The organism is Ruegeria sp. BC2, from assembly GCF_056539245.1.
This window is the reverse complement of record NZ_JBQFUQ010000001.1, coordinates 1,233,641-1,255,597: the sequence shown is the minus strand read 5'-3', so window position 1 is coordinate 1,255,597 and position 21,957 is coordinate 1,233,641. Positions and strand designations below refer to the sequence as shown.

The following is a 21,957-nucleotide window of genomic DNA, read 5'->3' as shown; positions in this document are numbered from 1 at the left end:
TAACGAGCCTCAAGGACGGGGGCAACCATGCGTGTTGTGGCGTGGGTCGAAGGTGCGTTGCTAAACCAGCGAGGGCACCTTTTGCCTTGGTCTCCGGTTTGTCTGGCCATCGGCATAGGCCTGTATTTCGCAATCCGGTTCGAGCCGGATGCGCGGATTTATTCGGGCCTGTCCGGGTTGGCCCTGCTTGCCATTTGGGCCAGCCGCCGGATGTCGTCTGCCTGGGCTCCGTTGGCAATAGGGGGGGCGCTGGTCGCCGTCGGGTTCATCTTGGCGGGTGCTCGCGCTCACATGGTTGCAGAGCCGGTTTTGAAATGGCGCTATTACGGCCCGGTTGAGGGGAGGGTCGTGGCGTTGGATCGCTCTGCTTCGGATGCGCTGCGGGTTACGCTGGACCAGGTACGGATCGGGGACGTGCCACCGGACCAAGCCCCGCGGCGCATCCGACTTTCGTTGCACGGCGACCATGTACCGATTGTGCCAGGGCAACGCGTTATGACGACGGCCCATCTGTCACCGCCGCAAGGCCCCGTCGAGCCTGGCGGCTTTGATTTTCGCAGACACGCCTGGTTTCAGCGCTTGGGCGCAGTCGGATACGCGCGCACGCCGGTGGTCACCGCTGCTCCGGCCCGCTTTGAGGCCGGGGTGCGTGTCGCTGCCGTGCGCATGGCCATTTCCGACAGAGTGAGAGAATTGCTGCCAGGTGATGTCGGCGGCTTTGCCGCGGCTGTTTCGACCGGGGATCGCAGCGGCATCAGCGCCGCCGCTTTGGACAATTTGCGTGCGTCGAACCTTGCCCATCTGCTTGCAATCTCAGGCCTGCATATGGGGTTGTTGACGGGGTTCGTTTTTGTGACTTGCCGGGTACTGCTTGCGGGCTTGCCCGCGCTGGCGTTGCGGTGGCCGGTTCGCAAGATTGCCGCGGTCTGCGCGCTGATCGCTGCAACGCTCTATCTGTTGCTTTCTGGGGGCAATGTCGCGACCGAGCGCGCCTTTGTGATGGTATCGGTTCTGTTTGGGGCGGTTTTGATCGATCGGCGTGCCATATCGTTGCGGGCCGTCGCGGTTGCCGCGCTGTTGGTGCTGTTTCTTCGCCCTGAATCATTGCTCAGCCCCGGTTTTCAGATGTCCTTTGCCGCCACGACAGCACTGGTCGCGGTTTTCGGTGCCCTTCGCGACGTCGAGGTTCCAAGAGTGCCCAAATGGTTGCGCCCGGTGGGTGGGCTTCTGTGCTCCTCGGCGGTCGCTGGTTTGGCGACGGCCCCAATTGGTGCGGCACATTTCAACATGGTGTCGCACTACGGCTTGCTGGCCAACACCCTGTCCGTGCCGGTTATGGGATCCGTCGTGGTTCCCTCGGCAGTTCTGGCAGCGATCCTCGCGCCTTTCGGGCTCGAGGCCGTGGCGATCCATGTGATGGGTATCGGGCTGGCGTGGATCCTGGCCGTCTCGGACTGGGTGTCCGGCCTGGATGGTGCGCGCGGCTTCGTTACCAGCTCGCCCGGTTTTGTCCTGCCGCTGTTTTCCTTGGGTGCGCTGTGGGTCATTTTGTGGCAGGGACGCAGCCGCTGGGTCGGAGTTTTTCCGATGGCGTTCGCCGCAGTATTCTGGGGACAAGGCCAGCGTCCCGAGGTGTTGATCGCCGATTCAGGTGGTTTGGTTGGGGTGATGACCGAGAAGGGCCGCGCGTTGAGCAAGGAAAAAGGCGCTGGGTTCGTCGCTTCGGTCTGGCTTGAAAACGATGGAGACGGAGCAACCCAGCCGGAGGCTGCAGGCCGGTGGCCATCGACCCCAGATCTAGTTCAGCGATATCCTTTAGAGGATTTCCAGCTGATCCACATCACGGGCAAGCGCGCGGCGCAGCAGGTCACCGTTTGCCGACGGGGCGAACTCGTGGTCTCTGCCGTGCCGATCAAACTGACTGGTGACTGCGCCGTTTTTGATCCTGACCGACTGCGAAAGACCGGGAGCCTTGCGATCCGCCAAGGAAAGCTGTTCAGCAGCGCTGATGCGACGGGGCCGCGCCTTTGGTCACAAGCTCGGCCCGACGGCTTCAGTAAGTCCGAATAAGTCCGACCAGACGCCCTTGAACCTTAACCTTGTCCTCGGGCAATACCCGCGTTTCGTAAGCGGGGTTGGCGGCCTCGAGCGCGATCGCTTGGCCGCGCCGGAAGAACCTTTTGAGGGTTGCTTCCTGGTCTTCGACCAAGGCCACAACAATGTCGCCATTGTCTGCCGACGATGTTTCGCGGATCACGACCACGTCCCCGTCATTGATACCGGCGTCGATCATGGAGTCTCCGCGCACCTCAAGGGCATAGTGTTCGCCGCGGCCCGATACCATCGTGCCCGGTATTGCAACATGATGGGAAATGTGGCTGATCGCCTCGATCGGAACACCGGCGGCAATTCTGCCCATCACCGGAAGTTCGAGAGCGTCCACCGAGACAGGCTCGACATTGGCGGGGCGGGGCACGCTGGGCTTGTCACCTTCGATCACGCGGGGCGTGAAGCCGGCGGTCGGCTCGCCTCCAAGACTTTCGGGCAGTTTCACGATCTCGATCGCGCGCGCCCTGTGGGCGAGACGCCGGATGAACCCACGCTCCTCCAGTGCGGTAATCAACCGATGGATGCCGGATTTGGATCTCAGGTCCAACGCCGTTTTCATTTCGTCAAAGCTTGGTGGAACACCGTCCGCCTGAACGCGTTTGTGGATGAATTCCAGCAAATCCAATTGCTTCTTGGTCAGCATCGCTCACACCTCGTTGCCCATGCGTTTTCTTTTGTTCTACGCATGTTCACGTTTTGTGTCAATGGATTTGCCGGCTGAACCTAAATCGGCAGGTAGGACACCGTTTCCCCCGCAGCCCGCGCAGGATCGTTTGGAGGGCGCATCAGCAAGGCGTTCGACCGCGCCAGAACGCTGAGCAGCGAACTGTCCTGATCCTCGAATGCGCGTATCCCATTGCTCTCCAATCGAGCGCGCATGTAATGCTCGCGCGGGCCGTTCGGTGGCAGGGCCTCCGACAGGATGGCCTGATGGAGAATCGGATCAACAGTCTGGATGCCCAGCATCTTTTTGACCAAGGGGACCAGGAAGAGATATCCGCAAACCATCGCGCTGACTGGGTTGCCGGGCAACCCGATCATCGCCGCATCACCCAGCCGCCCCGCCATCAGTGGTTTGCCGGGGCGCATCAGGACCTTGTAGAAGGATTGTTCGAGCCCCAGCCGTTGCGATGCTTCGGCCACAAGGTCGTAGTCGCCCACCGACGCTCCGCCAATTGTCACGACCAGATCGGAGCCTTCGGCCAAGCCAAACGCGGTTTCCAGCGATGACAGGGTGTCCTGTGCCACTGGCAACATGCGAACATGTGCGCCAGCTTTCTCGAGCAACGCTTTGATGCCAAACGAGTTCGAGGCAATGACCTGGTCAGGTCCCGGAGTTTCGCCCGGCATGACCAGCTCGTTTCCCGTGGCGATCAGCGCGATCTGAGGTTTGGTGGCCACGGAGACGGTTGGAACATTCATCGCCGCCAGCAACGCAAGATCTTCGGGCGAGAGAACTCGCGGCGCACTAACTACATCGCCGATGGTAAAGTCCACGCCTGCCGGTCGGATGTTGGTTTTTTGGCCGGGTTCTTCCGTGATCGTCAACAGATCGCCGCGCAGGTCGGTGTTTTCCTGGATGACGACGAAATCTGCCCCCTCGGGGACCGGAGCCCCGGTGAAGATCCGAACCGCCTGGCCCGGGCCAACTGTACCGGTGAAACGCTGGCCAGCGGCCGCCTCACCGATGACCTTGAACATTGCGTGACGTTCAACCTCGGCCGATTTCAGCGCATATCCATCCATTGAGGAAGCGGCAAACGGGGGTTGGTCCCGCTCGGCTTTGACATCCCGTATCAGCACTCGACCGGCCGCGTCAGCAAGCGCAATCTGCTCTTCAGGCATGGGGGCTACCAAGCCGAACAGCAACTGTCGGGCTTCTTCAACCGTTATCATTTCGCCTCGTAACGACCTGATTTACCGCCATCTTTCAGCAGAACGCGGATGCCGCCGATTTCCATTGCCTTGTCAACGGCTTTGGCCATGTCATAGACGGTCAGTGCTGCGGTAGACACGGCTGTCAGGGCCTCCATCTCGACGCCAGTCTGTCCAGTGGTCTTGACCGTCGCTTCGATCTGCACGCCAGGCAGGTCCGGGTCCAATGTCAGGTCAACCGACACCTTGGTGACAGGCAAGGGATGGCACAGCGGAATCAGGTCCGGTGTCTTCTTTGCCCCCATGATCCCGGCCAACCGGGCAACCCCCAGAACATCGCCCTTCTTCGCGCGGCCTTCGGAAATAATTTCAAAGGTTTGTTGCGCCATTTTCACGTAACCCGCGGCAACGGCGACGCGGTTTGTCGTGTCCTTGTCCGATACATCGACCATATGGGCCTGGCCGTCGCTGTCAAAATGCGTCAAGGGCATCACATGACCCCCGGCACCAGCGGGTTCGACAGGATGTGACGGGTCGCGGCGGCGACGTCCTGCTGCCGCATGAGGCTTTCTCCGATCAGGAAACACCGGGCACCATAGCGGGCGATATCCGCAAGGTCTTCCGGGGTATTCAGCCCGCTTTCGCACACGATCATGCGGTCAGCGGGAACCAGCTTGGACAAGCGGCGAGTGGTATCAAGCGAGGTCTCGAACGTCTTGAGATTGCGGTTGTTTATTCCAATGAGAGGGCTTTTGAGATCGGCCGCGCGCTCAAGCTCGGCCTCGTCATGTACCTCGATCAGGACATCCATGTCCCAGTCAAACGCGGTCTGTTCCAGTTCGGCGGCTTGCTGATCGTCGACTGATGCCATGATGATCAGGATACAGTCGGCACCCAGTGCCCGCGCTTCGACCACTTGATAGGGATCATACATGAAGTCCTTGCGCAGTGCCGGCAGCGAGCATGCAGCCCGGGCGGCGGTCAGGAACTCCTTGGCACCCTGAAAGCTGGGTGTGTCGGTCAAAACCGAGAGGCAGGCGGCGCCACCTTCTTCATAGGCTTTTGCCAGTGCGGGCGGATCGAAATCCTCACGGATCAACCCCTTGGACGGGCTTGCTTTCTTGATTTCGGCGATCAGGCCATAACCGCGGCGACTTGCCGTGCGCAGAGCATCCACAAAGCCGCGCGTTTCAGACGCTTCGCGGGCTTGTTGCTCGACCTCGTCCAGGGGAACTTGGGCTTTGTCGGCGGCGACTTCTTCCAGCTTGTAGGCCTTGATCTTGTCCAGAACGGTTTCGGTCATGCGGCTTCCTGTGTGAGTTGTGCCAGAGCAGCAATCTTGTCTTTCGCCTTGCCGCTGTCGATGCTTTCGGCGGCCATTTCGACGCCTTGCTTCAGGTCCGGTGCAGCTTCGGCGACCACAAGGGCCGCAGCCGCGTTCAGCAGGACCGCATCCCGATAGGCCGACGGCGCGCCATCCAGCAATGCGCGGAACGCGACGGCGTTTTCCTCGGGTGTCCCGCCCAGAATATCTTCAAACGGATGAACCGGCAGGCCCGCATCTTCGGGATGCAGTTCGACCTCTTTCACGCGCCCGTCCTCAAGCGACGCGACCCAACTGATGCCAGTAATCGTCAACTCGTCGGTCCCGTCCGAGCCATGTACCAGCCAGGCGTGCTCGGCCCCAAGCAAGCCAAGAGTCTCGGCCATCGGTCGGATCAGGTCACGGCTGAAGGCTCCGGTCAGCTGCCGCTTGACACCGGCGGGGTTGGTCAGGGGGCCAAGGATGTTGAAGATGGTTCGGGTACCAAGCTCTTGCCGGGTGGGCATGACATGGGCGATGGCCGGGTGATGCATGGGCGCCATCATGAACCCGATGCCGACGGTCTGCAAAGCCTTTTCAACGACTTGCGGCCCGACCATCACGTTTATTCCCATCTGTCCCAATGCGTCGGCGGCCCCGGATTTCGAGCTGAGGTTCCGGTTGCCGTGCTTGGCCACGGTCACGCCCGCGCCAGCCACGACAAAAGCCGTTGCGGTCGAGATATTGAGCGTGCCTTTCCCGTCACCGCCGGTTCCAACGATGTCGATCGCGCCAGATGGCGCTTTGACCGCGTTGCATTTCGCGCGCATCACGGCGGCAGCGGCGGCATATTCCTCTACCGTTTCGCCGCGCGTCCGCATGGCCATCAACAGACCGCCGATCTGGCTGGGCGTGGCGCGGCCCTCAAACAGGATCTCAAAGGCCTGTTCGGCTTCGGCACGGGTCAGGGCGCGATCGGCCGCAGCTCCGATCAGCGGTTTCAGCGCGTCACTCATGCGGGGACTTTCATTTCGTTCAGGAAATTCTTCAGCAGAGCGTGGCCGTGTTCCGAGGCGATCGACTCCGGGTGGAATTGAACACCGTGGATCGGCAGCTCTTTGTGTTGCAGGCCCATGATGGTGCCGTCTTCCAACTCTGCCGTGATTTCGAGGCAATCGGGCAGGGAATCCCGATCGACGACCAGTGAGTGGTAGCGGGTCGCCTCAAACGGTGACGGCAGGCCGGCGAACAGGCCCTTGCCAGTGTGATGCATGGTTCCCATTTTGCCGTGCACGATTTCGTGGCACCGCACGACCTTGCCGCCAAAGGCCTGACCAATGGTCTGGTGACCCAGACAAACACCCATCAAAGGCGTGCGCGTTTCCGCAGCTGCCTCGGTCAGGGCGAGGCAGATCCCGGCCTGGTCCGGATCACAAGGGCCGGGACTCAGCAAGATGCCGGCAGGGTTCATGGCCATCGCTTCCTGCACTTCCAGCGCATCATTGCGGCGCACGACCATTTCCGCGCCCAATTCGCCCAAATAGTGGACAAGGTTGTAGGTAAACGAGTCGTAGTTGTCGATCAGCAGCAGCATTTGGCACTTGTCTTGTGTTTGGGCAATTCGGACTGGCGATACAGCCCCGCGCCACGGTATAGTGTCGGGACATACATGCTCAGGCTTGTGCGGCAGCGTCAAGGGGACAACCCCAACAAGGCGACCGGACGGGTGAGTGCCGCAGAGACGGTGCACGGGCTGCCGAGGCAGGATGAAAGACGAGAGGCAAGAACAGATGGGCGGATTTATCGGTGGAATGATCGCCGGCGCGGTCGTTGTGTTGGTTCTGGGCGCAGTGCTTTCCCTGAACACGCCACTTGGCAGCAAACCGGATATTCAGACAGCGGCGCCAGCCGCGGTGGAAGCCGATCTGCCCAAGGCGGATACGGAAGTGCAGGGCGCTGGTCCGGATTCCGATCTTGTCGAAATCGCACCACGAGCGTTGGAGGCGCTGGACGATACGGCGGATGGGGCCACTGGACTGGATGGCATTCAGGCCGAGCCGGATGATCGTCCGCAGGTCGGTGACACCGTGGCAGGCCTGAACGACCCGGGTGCGGGAGACGCCGCGTCGGTCGATGTGACGACCGACGCGCCAGCCGCGCCCCCGGCGCCCGGACCGGTTCCCTCCAGTCCGGACGAGGAGGTCCAGCCCGTTACCGTGGACGCGACACCGCCGGCCGCACCACAGCCCCCGGCGCAAGAGGTCACGACCGTCGAGCCAGAGACCGCCGAACCAGAGACTGCGGCAAATGCGGAACCCGAGGCGACCCCGGCGCCGGAAACAGCCGCGCTGCCGTCGACACCTGAGCCGGATCAACCGACCGGAACCGGCGACAGCCCGATCGCGGTCGAGGGGGACGAAGACACGCAGCCCCGCAAACGGGCCCGGATCGCGGCCTTGCCCCAGATCGGCGGCGAACAGGCAACGGCCTCATCTTCGATTGCCGGCAAACGCGTGATCCCGCTGACCGAACGCGATGATGCCCCGGCCGATCAGCCGGCAGAGGGTGAGGGCATGCCCGGTAAGCCGATCGATGCTTATGCCGCCGCCTTTGACAACCCGGATGCCAAACCGCTGATGTCGATCATCCTGATCGATGACGAAGGTGCGTTCGGGGCTGAGGCGCTGAAGGATTTTCCGTATCCGCTGAGCTTTGCGGTCAGCCCTTCGGATCCGCAAGCGGCGGAGAAGATGAAGCGCTATCGCGAGGCTGGGTTCGAAGTTCTTGCCTTGACCGACCTGCCAAAGGCGGCCAGCGCGCAGGATGCCGAAGTTTCGCTGGCGGTCTGGCTTGAAACCTTGCCTGAAACCGTTGGCCTGCTCGAGGGCGTGAACACCGGGATACAGGGCAACCGCAAGTTGGCCGATCAGGTGGCTGCCATCGCGGCAGGAACGGGCCGTGGGCTGGTCGTGCAGGACAACGGGTTGAACACCGTCCAAAAGCTGGCCGCGCGGAATGGCATTCCATCCAGTGTGGTGTTCCGCGACATCGACGGTGCGCGTCAGGATCCAACGGTCATGCGCCGGTTCCTGGACCAGGCCGCTTTTCGTGCCGGGCAGGAAGGCGCAGTTGTGATGCTGGGCCGATTGCGGCCCGAGACAATTTCGGCGTTGTTGCTCTGGGGGCTTGAGGATCGCGGCAACCGAGTTGCCCTGGCCCCGATCTCGGCGGTGATGAAAAGCCAGATCCAGTAATCAATGCAGAAAAAGAAGAAAAGGCGGCCAGATTGGCCGCCTTTTTTTATGAATTCCCGGATCCGGTGAACCGCGCCGCATCCGCCGCGGCTCGCCTGATGGCATTCGATTTGTGCACGGTTTCCATGTATTCGGCCTCGGGGTCGCTGTCATAGACGACACCACCACCGGCCTGGATATACAGTTTCTGGTCCTTCACGATGGCCGTACGCAGCGCAATGCACATGTCCATGTCGCCACCGGCGCTGAAATAGCCGACACCGCCGCCGTAGACACCGCGCTTTTCGGGTTCCAACTCGTCGATGATCTGCATCGCCCGGACCTTCGGTGCGCCTGACACCGTGCCCGCCGGCATCCCGGCAAAGAAGGCGTCCAGGGCATCCTTGTCGTCGGCCAACTCGCCCACAACGTTCGACACGATATGCATCACGTGGCTATAGCGCTCGATGATGAATTCCTCGGTCGGGCGGACGGTGCCGATTTTGGACACGCGTCCTGTGTCGTTGCGGCCCAGGTCCAGCAGCATGAGGTGCTCGGCCAGTTCCTTTTTGTCGGCCAGCAAATCCAGCTCGTTGGCCTTGTCCTCTTCGGGCGTGGCACCACGGGGACGTGTTCCGGCGATCGGCCGGATGGTCACTTCGTTGCCGAACACGCGCACAAGTATCTCGGGGCTGGCGCCGATCACCTGGAAGCCACCGAAGTTGAAATAGAACATGAACGGCGACGGATTTGTGCGGCGCAAGGAACGATACAGTGCAAAGGGCGGCAGCGGGAAATCCTGCGTCCAGCGTTGTGCCGGAACCACCTGGAATATGTCACCAGCCCGGATGTACTCCTTGGCCTTTTCCACGGCTTCCATGTAGCCCGACTTGGTGAAGTTGGATACCGGCGGCGCGATCTCGTGTGCTTCGCCCAGATCTCGAGACTCCGAGGGCATTGCGCGTTCCAGGTCGCGCACCGCGTCCATCACACGCTCGGCCGCCTGTGCGTAGGCGGCCTTGGCTGACTGCCCGTCGCTGGCCCAGGCCGGAGACACAATGGTGACTTCGCCTTTCACGCCGTCCAGGACCGCAACCACCGACGGACGCAGCAGTATCGCATCCGGCAGCCCCAAAGGATCGGGGTTCACATCCGGCAGGTGTTCGACAAGGCGCACCATGTCGTATCCCAGATAACCGAACAGGCCGGCGGCTGCCTGGGGCAGGTCATCGGGCAAGTCGATGCGGCTTTCGGCGAGCAGCGCACGCAGGTTGTCCATCGGGTTGCCATCTTGCGCGTCGAACGCATCCGCATCAAACCGCGCCGAACGGTTCAATTCCGAAGTTTCGCCCCGACAGCGCCAGATCAGATCCGGCTTCATCCCGATGATCGAATACCGCCCGCGAACTTCGCCTCCGGTCACCGATTCAAGGACGAAGGCGTCCTTCTGAGCGCCCGTCAGCTTGAGCATCAGCGAAACCGGCGTGTCCAGATCCGCGGCCAGACGGGTATAAACGACTTGGTTCTGTCCGGCCTCATAGGCGCGGGCAAAGCTGTCGAAATCGGGTGTCAGAGCCATTTTCGTTCCGGTCAGAAGTTGGCCTGAACCGCGTTCAGCGCGCGTTGGTCCAGGGTCGGCCGCGCGCGTGTCTGAGCGTCGCGCACATAGATGTCGAAGATGTTTTGGGCCAGTGCCTGGTTCAGCTGAGCGGCAGCGGCCTCTTGCATCAGGCGCTGTTCGTCGGATTCCGCAGGCGGAAGAACCTCGTCCAGCCGCACGATGAATGCCGCATCCGGTCCGGCGATCACGCGCAGTTCATTGGGCTCCATCTCAAAGATCTGGGTCATGAAATCGGCCGGAACGTTATCCAGAAACGCGGTGCGGGTCAGCGCGTTTTCGACACGGAATGGCAGCCCGGTCGCCGTGAAATCACCGTCGACGGCCAATTGAGTCACGATGCCGTTGGCCTGTTCCTCAAGCGCCTTGGCTGTCTGTTCCTGTACCCATGCGGCGGCGACGCGGTCGCGTGCGGACTCCAGCGGCTCGGGGCGCGGCGGCAGAACCTCATCCAGTCGCAGGGCAAAGATCGAACCATCCTCGAGGAATCCGATTTCAGGGAAGTCATCTTCGCGGACGGCCTGTGCAGCCTGGCGGAAGCCGTCATACGCGGCGATGCCGTCGTCGCTTTGACGGGTCCAGTCAATCTTGCCAAGCTCCATTTCGGTTTCGTTGGCCAACTCTTCCAGCGTGGCGCCGCCGGCCAGCATGTCGTTGATGTCTTCGGCCTGGCTCTCGATGAGGCGCCGGGCGCGTTCGCCGGCCAGCTCTGCACGCAGTTCCGGTTCGGCGTCCTCAAAGCTCACGTTCTGTTCGGCCAGCGATCCGTTGACCCGGAACAGGGCCGGACCAAAGACCGAGGGCAGGGGACCCACGACCTGATCAATCTCTGCGGTAAAAACGGCATCCGCGGCCTCGCCCAGATCTTCGCGGGTCACATCACCCAGATCGACACTGCTCAGTTCAAGTTCGCGTTCGCGTACCAGCTGCTCAAAATCCGCCCCGCCGACTTCCAGCTGCGCCATCGCCGCGGTCGCCTCTTCTTCCGAGGGGTAGACCAGCCGCTCAACCAGACGACGTTCGGGTTGCTGATACTGGTCCTTGCGTTGTTCATACAGACGCTTGAGCGCGTCTTCGTCGATTTCGACCGTATCCTGCAGCATCTCCGGCGACAGAACGGCGTAGGTGATCTTTTTGGTGCGCGGCAGGGTGAACCGATCGGTATTCGCGTCGTAATACGCTTGGATCTCGGCGTCCGTCGGCTCGGGGATCGGGGTCGTCAGAGCGTCCGGCGACAGAGTCGCTACGGTAAAGCTACGGCGAGCCAGAACATAGTCGGCGAGGGCTTTGGTCATGATCGCGGGCATTTCAACACCGTCCATCATCGCGCCTTGGACGATTGTCCGCGCTGTTTCCTTTCGCAGGTCTTCCTCGAACTCGGTTTCGGTCATGCCGATCTGTTCCAGCTGGAAGCGGTAGGCTTCGCGGTCAAAAGATCCGTCAGGGCCCTGAAAGGCCTGAATGCCGACGATTTCCTTCTGCAGGTTGGCATCACCGATCGAAACACCCAGCTGTGCGACCTCATTGTTCAGGGCTGCCAGCGAAACCAGACGCCCCAAGGCCCGCTGATCCAACCCCAGTTCCCGGGCCTGTGACATCTGCATCGGTTGACCGGTCTGCGCCTCGACCGCGCGGATTTCGCGCTGCAGCTCGCGGACATAGGCATCGACCGAAACGTCCTCATCCCCGACCTGGGCGACTGTGCGAACCGTTCCGCTGAGGTTGACGGCGCCAAAACCGGCAAGACCCAGCATCAGCATGCCCATTAGAATCCAGACGAAGGTTTTGGAGAGTTTGTTAATGCCTGCGGCCATAGTGCCCTCTTGGATCTTGCGGCAGGGTTCTGCCGTGACTGTTGCGGCCCTGAATACGACGCGGGATGCCGGGGGGCAAGCTCAGAAGGACAGGGCCTTCAAGCGGTCGAACAATAACCCGATTCCAGCACGGTCCAGATTGGCGAAAGCAATGCGCACCTGGCGTTTCCCGGCGGGGTCGTGGTCGGGCATGAACATGGTGCCCGGCAACAGCAGAATACCGGCCTCGGCGACCAATCTGCGCGCCAGTTCGTCCGACGGCATGTCGAACGGATGTTCGAGATAGGCGAAATAAGCCCCCAGACCCAGCAGCCGCCAACCCTTGTCGGTCAGGCGGGGCATGTTCTCGGTGATTGCGGCGCGGCGATCCAGAATCTCGGCGCGTTCCCCGGTCAGCCATTGAGACAGGTTTTGCATCCCCCACAGCGCCGCGAACTGGCCCATCTGGGCTGGGCAGATGGCGACGGTGTCGAGGAATTTCTCGACCTCGGACAGCAGCGGCGCACCTGTGGCGATCGCGCCCACGCGGTGGCCGGTCAGGCGGTAGGCCTTCGAGAAGGAATAGAGATGCACCAGCGTCCGGTCCCAGTCGGGCTGCTGGAACAGCGCGTGTGGCGGGCCGCTGCGGCTGTCGAAGTCACGATAGGTTTCATCGACCAGAAGGCGCAGGCCATGCTGTTGCGCCAGGTCATAGAAGGCACGGACCAGATCCGCCGGGTATTCAACCCCACCCGGATTGTTGGGTGTGACCAACGCGATCGCGCGCGTGCGCTCGGTGATCAGCGCGCGCGCCTGTTCCGGATCGGGCAGGAGGTCCGACTCGGTCGGCAGATCAACCGCCCGCACACCGGCCATGTCCAACCACATTTTATGGTTGAAATACCAGGGCGTTGGCAGGATGACCTCATCCCCTTGATCCGTGATCGCCGAGATGACCGAGGCAAAGGCCTGATTGCAGCCCGAGGTAATGGCTGTCTGCTCCGGCCGAACCTCGGCAGCGTAGTGATCGCCGATCTCACGCGCGAGCTCCGCGCGCAGATCGGGGTTGCCCAGTACCGGGCCGTAGAGATGTGCGGCGTCCTGATTGATCGCGAAATCGGCCATCGCCTGCCGCAGCGCCAAAGGCGGCGGATCGACCGGCGCCGCCTGGCTGACATTGATCAGCGGGCGGTCATCCGAGAACGTGACCCCTTCGAGCCAACGCCGCGCCTCCATCACCGGAGGGGCGAAGGTGGCGGCGGTGCGGGTCAATGTCATCGGGTGTCCGGTCTTGCTGATTTGTGGTGGATAAGTGGGATCAGTCGGTGCCGCGATAGGGCTCGACATATTGCAGGGCCATATCCCAAGGGAAGAAGATCCAGGTGTCTTGGCTGACCTCGGTGATGAAGGTATCGACCATCGGGCGGCCCTTGGGCTTGGCATAGACCGTGGCGAAATGGGCCTTGGGGTACATCTTGCGCACCAGTTCCAGCGTCTTGCCGCTGTCGACCAGATCATCGATGATCAGCACGCCCTCACCATCCCCCATCAGATCGGCATCGGGGGCCTTGAGCACCTCTGCCTCGCCACGTTCCTGATGGTGATAGGATTTGACGCTGATCGTATCTACGGTGCGGATGTCCAGCTCTCGGCTGACGATCATCGCAGGTGCCATGCCGCCACGCGTGATCGCGACGACGGCGCGCCATGCGCCCTCATCCGGTCCCTGACCGTCCAGCCGCCAGGCCAGCGCGCGCGAGTCGCGGTGAATCTGGTCCCAGCTGATATGAAAGCCTTTTTCGTGTGGCAGGCGGTCCTTTGCGCTCATGGTCTTATCCCTTTTCCACATCCGGCGCGTCGACGGCTTTCATGCCGACGATGTGATAACCCGAGTCAACGTGCAGGTTTTCACCGGTCACGCCGCTGCTGAGGTCGGACAGAAGATAAAGGGCCGATTTGCCCACGTCATCGATGGTCACGTTGCGGCGCAAGGGAGAGTTGTACTCGTTCCACTTCATGATGTAGCGGAAGTCGCCGATGCCGCTGGCGGCCAGAGTCTTGATCGGCCCGGCGGAGATCGCGTTGATGCGGATGTTGTCCTTGCCCAAGTCCTCGGCCAGGTATTTCACCGACGCCTCGAGCGCGGCCTTGGCCACACCCATGACATTGTAATGCGGCATGACCTGCTCAGCACCATAATAGGTCAGGGTAATGGCGCTGCCGCCGTCGGTCATCAGCTTCTCGGCGCGTTGCATCACCGCGGTGAAAGAGTAGACCGACACGTCCATCGTCAGCTTGAAATTCGCGCGCGACGTGTCGACATAGCGGCCGCGAAGCTCATTCTTGTCGGAGAAACCAATGGCGTGGACGACGAAATCCAGCTTGCCCCATTTCTCTTTCAGCGCTGCGAACAGTTCATCGATCGACTCTTCGTTGCTGACGTCACACGGCAGGACGATTTCGCTCCCCAGTTGGGCCGCCAACGGGTCGACCCGTTTTTTCAGTGCATCCCCCTGATAAGAGAAAGCCAGTTCGGCTCCGGCTTCGGACAAGGCGCGGGCGATTCCCCATGCGATTGATTTGTCATTGGCCAGTCCCATGATGAGGCCGCGCTTGCCGGCCATCAACTGATTTGACATGTTCGGTTCTCCGCCTGTCGTCGCGATGTGTTGCGTTGGTTTATGCCATTGATTGCGCTGCATCAAGGCCATGCACTCTTGCCCGGGGCGGGTTCTCGCCGTAGGGTCATGTTCAATTCGTTCCAGGGGATGGACATGAGTGAGCGAAACGGCATCTTTGCCGGTGACGATCCGTTCGTGATCGCGGCCCGTTGGTTGGCCGAGGCCGAAAAGACGGAACCGAACGATCCGAACGCGATTGCCCTGGCGACCGTGGACCCCGATGGTATGCCGAACGCACGGATGGTGTTGCTGAAGGATATCGAGGCGGACTCCTTCGTTTTCTATACCAACTATCACAGTGCCAAGGCCCAAGAGCTGGATGCGGCCGGCAAAGCCGCCTTTGTGATGCACTGGAAATCACTGCGGCGTCAGATCCGGGTTCGTGGTACAATCACCAAAGAAGACGGTCCCTTGTCCGACGAATATTATGCGTCACGCTCGCTGAAAAGCCGGCTGGGTGCCTGGGCATCGCGACAGTCGGAACCTCTGAGCAGCCGGGCTGCTTTGATGGCCGAAGTTGCAAAGGTGACGGCAAAGTTGGGATCCAACCCGCCGCGGCCCGAATTCTGGGGTGGCTACAGGCTGACGCCAGTTGAAATCGAGTTTTGGGCGGATGGTGCCTTTCGGCTGCACGACAGGTTCCGCTGGCGGCGCGACCCGTCCGAGCAAAAGTGGAACGTACAGAGGTTGAATCCATGACGTTCGCGTATCGTGAAATGCAACACCCGGAAATGTCTGAATTTTTTCAGCTTGAATTTGCCCGACGTTTCCATACACATCAGACCCCTAACGACCCTTTGAATCTCGTGATGGGAACACCGTGCCAGAAGACCTGAACAGCATGTACCGCGTTCGTGGACACGTAAAATGGTTTGACCCCGCAAAGGGGTATGGCTTTGTCGTGTCCGACGATGGCGGTCCTGATATCCTGCTGCACGTGAACGTTCTGAGGAACTTCGGGCAAAGCTCGGTCGCGGATGGCGCGGGCATTGAGATCATGACTCACCGCACCGATCGTGGGGTTCAAGCGGTTGAGGTCGTGAGCATTGATCCGCCCGAGCGGGCCGACTCGGTGATGCTGGCGGATTTCGCCGAAATGGATCCCAATGAGATCGCGCATGCGCCTCTCGAGGCCGCGCGCGTCAAGTGGTTCGACAAGAGCAAGGGTTTCGGCTTTGCCAATGTCTTTGGCCGCAGCGAGGACGTGTTTTTGCATATCGAAGTTCTGCGCCGGTCCGGGTTGGCGGATCTCCAGCCGGGCGAGGCGCTGGCGATGCGGGTCATCGACGGCAAGCGGGGCCGCATGGCCGCACAAGTGCTTGCGTGGGAATCCGCGCTCAATGACTGAGCACTGCGCGTGATGCGGATTCTGGCAAGTCTTCTTCTGAGTATTTTTCTGTCACAAGGCGCCTTTGCCGAATGCCGGTCTGACCGGGTGGACCTTCGCAATGACAAGGCACAGGTCCGGTTTCTGGTCGAATTGGCCGTTTCTCCGCAGGAGCGGGCAAAGGGTTTGATGTTCCGCGAAAGCATGCCTCAGGGCGAAGGGATGCTGTTCGTGTTCGATCCGCCCCAGCCGGTCGCATTCTGGATGAAGAACACCTTGATCCCGCTGGACATGATCTTTCTGGATCGCACTGGTATGGTGACCCGTGTTCATTCCGATGCCGTACCGGGGGATCTGACCCCAATCGAGGGCGGCGATTCGGTCTTTGCGGTTCTTGAGGTGAATGCGGGGCTTGCCGCGCGTTACTCGATCGCACCAGGTACGGTCATGCGCCACGAAATTTTTTCGCAAGGCCCTGCAATCTGGCCCTGTTAGGGCTTTTCAAATCCGAATGACGCCGTTAGGAAGGCGCACGGTCCGGGGCGTGGCGCAGTCTGGTAGCGCACCTGTTTTGGGTACAGGGGGTCGTGAGTTCGAATCTCGCCGCCCCGACCACTTTCCTTACAACGGAGTTCCACCGAAATACCGGTAGAGCCGTGTCAATTCATCATCCAGAACCGAGCTTTCGACGGGAACCTTGATCGTCGCTCCGTCCTTCTGGGGGACCAGGAAAAACAACTCGGCATCGACCCGGTAACCGGCCTGATTGCGGGTCGAAGACATGCGGCGCACCCCTTTGGGCAAGTCCTGCGGGTAACCGTCATAGTTGAGGATCAAGAACGCGGTGGTTTCCGGAGGCAGAGAGGAACGGCACTCGAAACTGCTGCGCTCGGGGCGTGTGAACCGTTCCTCCGGACCTTCGCAGCTGATCTCGAACGTGCTGAATAACTGATCGGGGTATTCGGCGAACTGAGCGCTGCGTGAAGATTGTTCCGGCTCGGGCGTCGCACAAGCGGCCAGCAAGGTAAGGACCGGAAACAAACGGATAATCGAGGTTTTCACGGCGCACTCCGTCATTTGTGTGTCGTGATGCGTCGCGTTGCGCTGCCACGAAGATTGGTGATTCTCCTCACAGTATGGGGCACGGGCGGGCAGGTGACCATTTTCTCGTAACCGGGCCGGGAAAAAAGAAAATCCGATTTGACCGATCTGCACGGTTTTGTGGACAGCGTTGTGGAGGAATCGGCGCGTTGTGCCTTGGCCCATCCTGCGGTTTTGCGGTCAACAGAAAAGTTTTGGTTAGAAGCCAAAAAATGCCGTTGACCAACTATGGGTAGATACGCCAGATTGTATGGGCCGAGTGAGTTGCCACTAAATCTGGTAGGAATAGCCGGAATTGGCATAGGGCGAGGGTCGGAAAGCACTCCAAACTGACGTGCAACCGTGCAAACGGGTTTGCGCTGCCAAAGGCAGCGCCCGGTCCTCTGCGTCCCTGATCGGCGGTCAAGGCGGGCGGCACCCCGCCAGAAAACGGAATTGGTGCCGGACAACCGAATTTGGGCTGATTGATCTAGGGCGGCGGACATGAAGATTGAAAGAACATTTACCAAGGCAGGGCAGGACGCATACGCAGAATTGGACTTCGTGTCCGTCACGTCCGAGATCCGCAATCCGGATGGAACGATCGTGTTCCGCCTTGATAACATCGAGGTCCCCTCTCGGTGGAGCCAGGTCGCCAGCGACGTGATCGCTCAGAAGTATTTCCGCAAGGCCGGCGTTCCCAGCAAACTGAAAAAAGTCCGTGAGAAGGACGTGCCCGAGTTTCTGTGGCGCTCGGTTCCGGCCGACGATGCCGAATTTGGCGGCGAAACGTCTTCGAAGCAGGTGTTTGACCGCCTCGCGGGTGCCTGGGCCTATTGGGGCTGGAAGGGCGGTTACTTCTCGACCGAGGAGGACGCGCGCGCCTATTTCGACGAGATGCGCTATATGCTGGCGACACAGCGTGCCGCGCCGAACAGCCCGCAATGGTTCAACACCGGTCTGCACTGGGCCTATGGGATCGACGGCCCGGCCCAAGGTCACCACTATGTGGACTACAAGACCGGCAAACTGACCAAGTCGAAATCGGCCTATGAACATCCGCAGCCGCATGCGTGCTTCATCCAGTCGGTCGACGATGACCTGGTGAACGAAGGCGGCATCATGGATCTGTGGGTGCGCGAGGCGCGCCTGTTCAAATACGGCTCGGGTACCGGGACCAACTTCAGCCATCTGCGCGCGGAAGGCGAAGCGCTGTCGGGTGGCGGCAAGTCCTCGGGCCTCATGGGCTTTCTCAAGATCGGCGACCGCGCCGCTGGCGCGATCAAATCAGGCGGGACAACCCGTCGGGCAGCAAAGATGGTGATCGTCGATGCAGATCACCCTGACATCGAGCAATTCATCGAATGGAAGGTGATCGAAGAGCAGAAGGTGGCCTCGATCGTTGCCGGATCGAAGATGCACGAGAAGATGCTGAACGGCATTTTCGAGGCCATCCGCGCCTGGGACGGCGCGCAAGCGGATGCCTATGATCCCAAGAAGAATGACGCGCTGAAAACGGCGATCCGCGAGGCGAAAAAGGTCGCGATACCCGAGACTTACATCAAGCGCGTGCTGGATTACGCCAAGCAGGGCCACGACAGCATCGAGTTCCCGACCTATGATACCGATTGGGACTCTGAGGCCTACAGCTCGGTCTCGGGGCAGAACTCGAACAACTCGATCCGTGTGACCAATGCCTTCCTGAAGGCGGTCGAGAAAGATGCCGATTGGGAGCTGATCAATCGTACCGACGGCAAGGTTGCCCGCACGGTCAAAGCACGCGATCTGTGGGAAAAAGTCGGCCACGCGGCCTGGGCTTGCGCCGATCCGGGCATTCAATTCCACGACACGGTCAACGAATGGCACACTTGCCCCGAAGACGGCGAGATTCGCGGCTCGAACCCGTGCTCGGAATACATGTTCCTGGATGACACGGCCTGCAACCTGGCGTCGATGAACCTGCTGACCTTCCTGAAGGATGGCGAGTTCCAGGCGGCCGACTACATGCACGCGGCCCGTCTTTGGACGCTGACGCTGGAAATCTCGGTGACGATGGCGCAGTTCCCGTCGAAAGAGATCGCGCAGTTGTCTTATGACTTCCGTACGCTGGGTCTGGGATATGCCAACATCGGCGGGCTGCTGATGAACATGGGTTATGGCTACGACTCGGACGAGGGTCGGGCGATCTGTGGCGCACTGACCGCAATCATGACCGGCGTTGCCTACGCCACCTCGGCCGAGATCGCCGGAGAGCTGGGGCCGTTCGCTGGCTACAAGCGCAATGCCGAGCACATGCTGCGTGTCATCCGCAACCACCGTCGCGCTGCCCAGGGTGTGACCGAGGGCTATGAGAAGCTGTCGGTCAAGCCGGTGCCGCTGGATCACGCCAACTGTCCGGACAAACGCCTGATCGATCTGGCCATGAGCGCCTGGGATGAAGCGTTGAGCCTGGGCGAGAAGAACGGCTACCGCAACGCGCAGGCCACGGTGATCGCGCCGACCGGCACGATCGGACTGGTGATGGACTGCGACACCACCGGCATCGAGCCCGACTTTGCGCTGGTCAAGTTCAAGAAACTGGCCGGGGGCGGCTACTTCAAGATCATCAACCGCTCGGTGCCGTCGGCGCTGGAAAAGCTTGGCTATTCCTCGGCCCAGATCGAGGAGATCGTGTCCTACGCAGTCGGGCATGGCACCATCGGCAACGCGCCGGGGATCAACCACACCTCGCTGACCGGTCACGGGTTCGGCCCGAACGAGCTGGCCAAGATCGACGCCGCGCTGGAAAGCGCGTTCGACATCCGGTTTGTCTTCAACCAGTGGACGCTTGGCGAGGATTTCTGCACCGGTGTTCTGGGCATTCCGGCCAGCAAGCTGAATGATCCGACCTTTGACATGCTGCGCCATCTGGGCTTCAGCAAGGCGGATATCGACGCGGCCAACGACCATGTCTGCGGCACCATGACCCTGGAAGGGGCCCCGCATCTGAAGCCCGAGCACTACTCGATCTTCGACTGCGCCAACCCGTGTGGAAAGAAGGGCAAGCGGTTCCTGGGTGTTGACAGCCACATCACCATGATGGCTGCGGCGCAAAGCTTCATCTCGGGCGCGATCAGCAAGACGATCAACATGCCCAATGACGCCACGATCGAAGATTGCCAGAAGGCCTACGAGCTGTCCTGGAGCCTGGGCGTCAAGGCCAACGCGCTGTATCGCGACGGGTCCAAGCTCAGCCAGCCGCTGGCAGCGGCGCTGGTCGAGGATGACGACGAAGCGGCTGAAATCCTCGAAAGCGGCTCGATCCAGGAAAAGGCCGTGACGCTGGCCGAGAAGGTCGTCGAAAAGGTGGTGGTCAAAGAGATCATCCGCAGCCACCGCGAAAAGCTGCCGCATCGTCGCAAGGGGTATACCCAGAAAGCGATCGTGGGAGGGCACAAGGTTTATCTGCGCACCGGCGAATTCGAAGATGGGCAGCTGGGCGAGATCTTCATCGACATGCACAAGGAAGGCGCTGGCTTCCGTGCGATGATGAACAACTTCGCCATCGCCGTCTCGGTCGGTCTGCAATATGGCGTGCCGCTGGAAGAGTTTGTCGATGCCTTCACCTTCACCAAGTTCGAACCGGCCGGGATGGTTCAGGGCAACGACTCGATCAAAAACGCGACGTCGATCCTTGACTACATCTTCCGCGAACTGGCCGTGTCGTACCTCGATCGCACCGACCTGGCGCATGTGAAGCCCGAGGGCGCAACATTCGACGACCTGGGTCGTGGTGAAGAAGAGGGTGTATCGAACGTCTCGGAGATCAGCGACAGCGCGGCTTCGAAATCCTTGGAGGTGCTGAAACAAATCAGTTCGACCGGCTATTTGCGCAAGCGTTTGCCGCAGGACCTGATGATGTTCAACGGTGCCGCCGAAGCGACCGGGCTGTCCGAAGCGGCCGTGACTTTTGAAACAAAAAGCGAAACCACCGTCGTCACCGAAACGGCCACCGGGATGGATGCCCGGACCAAAGCCAAAATGCAGGGATACGAGGGTGATCCTTGTGGCGAATGCGGAAACTACACGCTGGTGCGCAACGGCACCTGCATGAAATGCAACACCTGCGGGGCAACCAGCGGGTGTAGCTAAGGCAAACGCCCCGCCAAGCGGGGTGTAGGGACCTGGATTTCCCCCCGGACTTCCGGTCCCGACGAATACGGATCAGGGCGTTGAGACTTACCCTAGGTCGCCCTGGTCCACTCGGCCGGCATGCCCGTGCTGGCCGGGAACAGGGTGGGGCGGAATATCGGTCCTTCCCACTCTCTCACGGGGCGGGTGCGCTCGTCCCATGTGCAGTCCAGGCCGCAGGCAAAAAAACACCGGGCGGTCAACGAATTGAGCCTGGACAGCAAAACTGACAGGGGGCTTCGGCCCCCTTTCTTTTTTCGACTCGGTCGGGCTGAGCGGCAGATTGCCGGGAACGGGGGTACGGATGAGGGAAGTTGTGCCGATGCGCCAGCGGGCGGCTTGGCACAGCGAAAGCTTGCGACTCCAAATGGCCCAAACGGGCAGGGATTGGCGCGAATTGCTGGAAAATCTTTGCGGCCGATGACAGTGCGGCTGAGCAGGTGTTTTGTGTGCCTGTCCGGACAGACTACCACAAACCCCCTATCAGGAGACTGACAATGAACTCTCAGAAACTGGCCGTTCTGGCCGCAGTTGCCCTCGGGTTCCCTGCGCTTGCATTCGCCCAGAGCTCGGCAGACGCAAATGGCGACGGCGTTCTGACCATCGAAGAGGTTCAGGCCGTTGTGCCCGACATGGATGCCGATGCGTTCTCGCTTTTGGACGCGAATGGTGATGGCGCTCTGGATGAGGCCGAAATCGCAGCCGCGCAAGAAGCCGGTCTGCTGCCGCCCAGCAACGGTTAACAGCTTGAAGTACGAGGCAGCCCAG

The 21,957-nt window shown here is 60.9% G+C and carries 19 protein-coding genes and 1 tRNA gene; 8 read left to right on the top strand and 12 right to left on the bottom strand.

Translation table 11 applies throughout. From position 1 onward, the window contains the following. Positions 1-27 precede the first annotated feature (27 nt). The gene (locus tag ACR0CU_RS06170) at positions 28-2,070 is read left to right on the top strand and encodes a ComEC/Rec2 family competence protein (protein ID WP_480642650.1); all 2,043 of its coding nucleotides are present in this window, start codon (positions 28-30) and stop codon (positions 2,068-2,070) included. On the opposite strand, the gene lexA is transcribed toward ACR0CU_RS06170, so the two are convergent. From lexA to ACR0CU_RS06140, 6 genes are all read right to left on the bottom strand, one after another. Then, positions 2,054-2,752 carry a transcriptional repressor LexA gene (gene lexA, locus ACR0CU_RS06165; protein ID WP_170446171.1) on the bottom strand — a complete coding sequence of 233 codons (699 nt, stop codon included), beginning with the start codon at positions 2,750-2,752 and terminating at the stop codon, positions 2,054-2,056. The two genes, ACR0CU_RS06170 and lexA, sit on opposite strands and share 17 nt — an antisense overlap. A gap of 80 nt (positions 2,753-2,832) precedes the next feature. Continuing rightward, positions 2,833-4,005 carry a molybdopterin molybdotransferase MoeA gene (locus ACR0CU_RS06160; RefSeq protein WP_170446168.1) on the bottom strand — a complete coding sequence of 391 codons (1,173 nt, stop codon included), beginning with the start codon at positions 4,003-4,005 and terminating at the stop codon, positions 2,833-2,835. Further along, the gene (moaC, locus tag ACR0CU_RS06155) at positions 4,002-4,475 is read right to left on the bottom strand and encodes a cyclic pyranopterin monophosphate synthase MoaC (RefSeq protein ID WP_170338969.1); all 474 of its coding nucleotides are present in this window, start codon (positions 4,473-4,475) and stop codon (positions 4,002-4,004) included. The genes ACR0CU_RS06160 and moaC overlap by 4 nt, the downstream gene beginning before the upstream one ends. Next, a complete protein-coding gene (gene trpC, locus ACR0CU_RS06150) occupies positions 4,475-5,287 on the bottom strand; it encodes an indole-3-glycerol phosphate synthase TrpC (RefSeq protein ID WP_170338971.1) in 813 nt (270 codons plus the stop codon). The genes moaC and trpC overlap by 1 nt, the downstream gene beginning before the upstream one ends. Further along, a complete protein-coding gene (gene trpD, locus ACR0CU_RS06145) occupies positions 5,284-6,303 on the bottom strand; it encodes an anthranilate phosphoribosyltransferase (RefSeq protein WP_170359083.1) in 1,020 nt (339 codons plus the stop codon). The genes trpC and trpD overlap by 4 nt, the downstream gene beginning before the upstream one ends. Continuing rightward, positions 6,300-6,881, bottom strand: a complete 582-nt coding sequence (locus ACR0CU_RS06140; RefSeq protein ID WP_480642647.1) for an anthranilate synthase component II — start codon at positions 6,879-6,881, stop codon at positions 6,300-6,302. The genes trpD and ACR0CU_RS06140 overlap by 4 nt, the downstream gene beginning before the upstream one ends. Before the next feature lie 196 nt (positions 6,882-7,077). Here ACR0CU_RS06140 and ACR0CU_RS06135 point away from each other — a divergent pair, with 196 nt between their 5' ends. Continuing rightward, positions 7,078-8,541: a divergent polysaccharide deacetylase family protein gene (locus ACR0CU_RS06135; RefSeq protein ID WP_170359087.1), complete on the top strand. Its 1,464-nt coding sequence runs from the start codon at positions 7,078-7,080 to the stop codon at positions 8,539-8,541. A 46-nt stretch (positions 8,542-8,587) separates the two neighbouring features. Here the strand turns inward: ACR0CU_RS06135 and trpE are convergent, their stop codons facing one another. From trpE to fabI, 5 genes are all read right to left on the bottom strand, one after another. After that, positions 8,588-10,099, bottom strand: a complete 1,512-nt coding sequence (trpE, locus tag ACR0CU_RS06130; protein WP_170338978.1) for an anthranilate synthase component I — start codon at positions 10,097-10,099, stop codon at positions 8,588-8,590. Between the two features lie 11 nt (positions 10,100-10,110). Continuing rightward, on the bottom strand, positions 10,111-11,952 hold the full coding sequence (locus ACR0CU_RS06125) for a peptidyl-prolyl cis-trans isomerase (protein WP_170446162.1): 1,842 nt from the start codon (positions 11,950-11,952) through the stop codon (positions 10,111-10,113). 81 nt (positions 11,953-12,033) lie between these two features. Further along, entirely contained in the window at positions 12,034-13,209 is a 1,176-nt protein-coding gene (locus ACR0CU_RS06120; protein ID WP_170446159.1) for an aminotransferase, read from the bottom strand. A 40-nt stretch (positions 13,210-13,249) separates the two neighbouring features. Beyond that, complete coding sequence (gpt, locus tag ACR0CU_RS06115; protein WP_149774418.1) at positions 13,250-13,759, bottom strand: xanthine phosphoribosyltransferase; 510 nt, start codon at positions 13,757-13,759, stop codon at positions 13,250-13,252. A 4-nt stretch (positions 13,760-13,763) separates the two neighbouring features. After that, positions 13,764-14,570 carry an enoyl-ACP reductase FabI gene (gene fabI / locus ACR0CU_RS06110; RefSeq protein ID WP_170338454.1) on the bottom strand — a complete coding sequence of 269 codons (807 nt, stop codon included), beginning with the start codon at positions 14,568-14,570 and terminating at the stop codon, positions 13,764-13,766. A 135-nt stretch (positions 14,571-14,705) separates the two neighbouring features. Between fabI and pdxH the strand changes: the two genes are divergently transcribed. The 4 genes from pdxH to ACR0CU_RS06090 all read left to right on the top strand — a co-directional run bounded on the left by pdxH (position 14,706) and on the right by ACR0CU_RS06090 (position 16,554). After that, positions 14,706-15,311: a pyridoxamine 5'-phosphate oxidase gene (gene pdxH, locus ACR0CU_RS06105; protein ID WP_170446154.1), complete on the top strand. Its 606-nt coding sequence runs from the start codon at positions 14,706-14,708 to the stop codon at positions 15,309-15,311. 121 nt (positions 15,312-15,432) lie between these two features. Further along, entirely contained in the window at positions 15,433-15,960 is a 528-nt protein-coding gene (locus ACR0CU_RS06100) for a cold-shock protein (RefSeq protein ID WP_093962172.1), read from the top strand. 12 nt (positions 15,961-15,972) lie between these two features. Further along, entirely contained in the window at positions 15,973-16,434 is a 462-nt protein-coding gene (locus ACR0CU_RS06095; protein WP_170447068.1) for a DUF192 domain-containing protein, read from the top strand. A 43-nt stretch (positions 16,435-16,477) separates the two neighbouring features. Then, a tRNA-Pro gene (locus ACR0CU_RS06090) sits at positions 16,478-16,554 on the top strand. A gap of 6 nt (positions 16,555-16,560) precedes the next feature. Here ACR0CU_RS06090 and ACR0CU_RS06085 read toward each other — a convergent pair. Next, positions 16,561-17,001 (bottom strand): hypothetical protein, encoded by a 441-nt coding sequence (locus ACR0CU_RS06085; RefSeq protein WP_093962170.1) that lies wholly within the window; start codon positions 16,999-17,001, stop codon positions 16,561-16,563. Between the two features lie 522 nt (positions 17,002-17,523). Here ACR0CU_RS06085 and ACR0CU_RS06080 point away from each other — a divergent pair. Together ACR0CU_RS06080 and ACR0CU_RS06075 are read left to right on the top strand one after the other, a co-directional pair. Then, positions 17,524-21,150, top strand: coding sequence for a vitamin B12-dependent ribonucleotide reductase (locus tag ACR0CU_RS06080; protein ID WP_170446151.1), 3,627 nt, complete (start codon positions 17,524-17,526; stop codon positions 21,148-21,150). Positions 21,151-21,686: 536 nt separating this feature from the next. Further along, positions 21,687-21,932 (top strand): EF-hand domain-containing protein, encoded by a 246-nt coding sequence (locus ACR0CU_RS06075; protein WP_093962168.1) that lies wholly within the window; start codon positions 21,687-21,689, stop codon positions 21,930-21,932. Positions 21,933-21,957: the final 25 nt, after the last annotated feature.

Coding starts and splice junctions, on each gene's coding strand:
- ACR0CU_RS06170 (WP_480642650.1), top strand. CDS start 28: ATGCGTGTTGTGGCGTGGGTCGAAGGTGCGTTGCTAAACCAGCGAGGG.
- lexA (WP_170446171.1), bottom strand. CDS start 2,752: ATGCTGACCAAGAAGCAATTGGATTTGCTGGAATTCATCCACAAACGC.
- ACR0CU_RS06160 (WP_170446168.1), bottom strand. CDS start 4,005: ATGATAACGGTTGAAGAAGCCCGACAGTTGCTGTTCGGCTTGGTAGCC.
- moaC (WP_170338969.1), bottom strand. CDS start 4,475: ATGCCCTTGACGCATTTTGACAGCGACGGCCAGGCCCATATGGTCGAT.
- trpC (WP_170338971.1), bottom strand. CDS start 5,287: ATGACCGAAACCGTTCTGGACAAGATCAAGGCCTACAAGCTGGAAGAA.
- trpD (WP_170359083.1), bottom strand. CDS start 6,303: ATGAGTGACGCGCTGAAACCGCTGATCGGAGCTGCGGCCGATCGCGCC.
- ACR0CU_RS06140 (WP_480642647.1), bottom strand. CDS start 6,881: ATGCTGCTGCTGATCGACAACTACGACTCGTTTACCTACAACCTTGTC.
- ACR0CU_RS06135 (WP_170359087.1), top strand. CDS start 7,078: ATGGGCGGATTTATCGGTGGAATGATCGCCGGCGCGGTCGTTGTGTTG.
- trpE (WP_170338978.1), bottom strand. CDS start 10,099: ATGGCTCTGACACCCGATTTCGACAGCTTTGCCCGCGCCTATGAGGCC.
- ACR0CU_RS06125 (WP_170446162.1), bottom strand. CDS start 11,952: ATGGCCGCAGGCATTAACAAACTCTCCAAAACCTTCGTCTGGATTCTA.
- ACR0CU_RS06120 (WP_170446159.1), bottom strand. CDS start 13,209: ATGACATTGACCCGCACCGCCGCCACCTTCGCCCCTCCGGTGATGGAG.
- gpt (WP_149774418.1), bottom strand. CDS start 13,759: ATGAGCGCAAAGGACCGCCTGCCACACGAAAAAGGCTTTCATATCAGC.
- fabI (WP_170338454.1), bottom strand. CDS start 14,570: ATGTCAAATCAGTTGATGGCCGGCAAGCGCGGCCTCATCATGGGACTG.
- pdxH (WP_170446154.1), top strand. CDS start 14,706: ATGAGTGAGCGAAACGGCATCTTTGCCGGTGACGATCCGTTCGTGATC.
- ACR0CU_RS06095 (WP_170447068.1), top strand. CDS start 15,973: ATGCGGATTCTGGCAAGTCTTCTTCTGAGTATTTTTCTGTCACAAGGC.
- ACR0CU_RS06080 (WP_170446151.1), top strand. CDS start 17,524: ATGAAGATTGAAAGAACATTTACCAAGGCAGGGCAGGACGCATACGCA.
- ACR0CU_RS06075 (WP_093962168.1), top strand. CDS start 21,687: ATGAACTCTCAGAAACTGGCCGTTCTGGCCGCAGTTGCCCTCGGGTTC.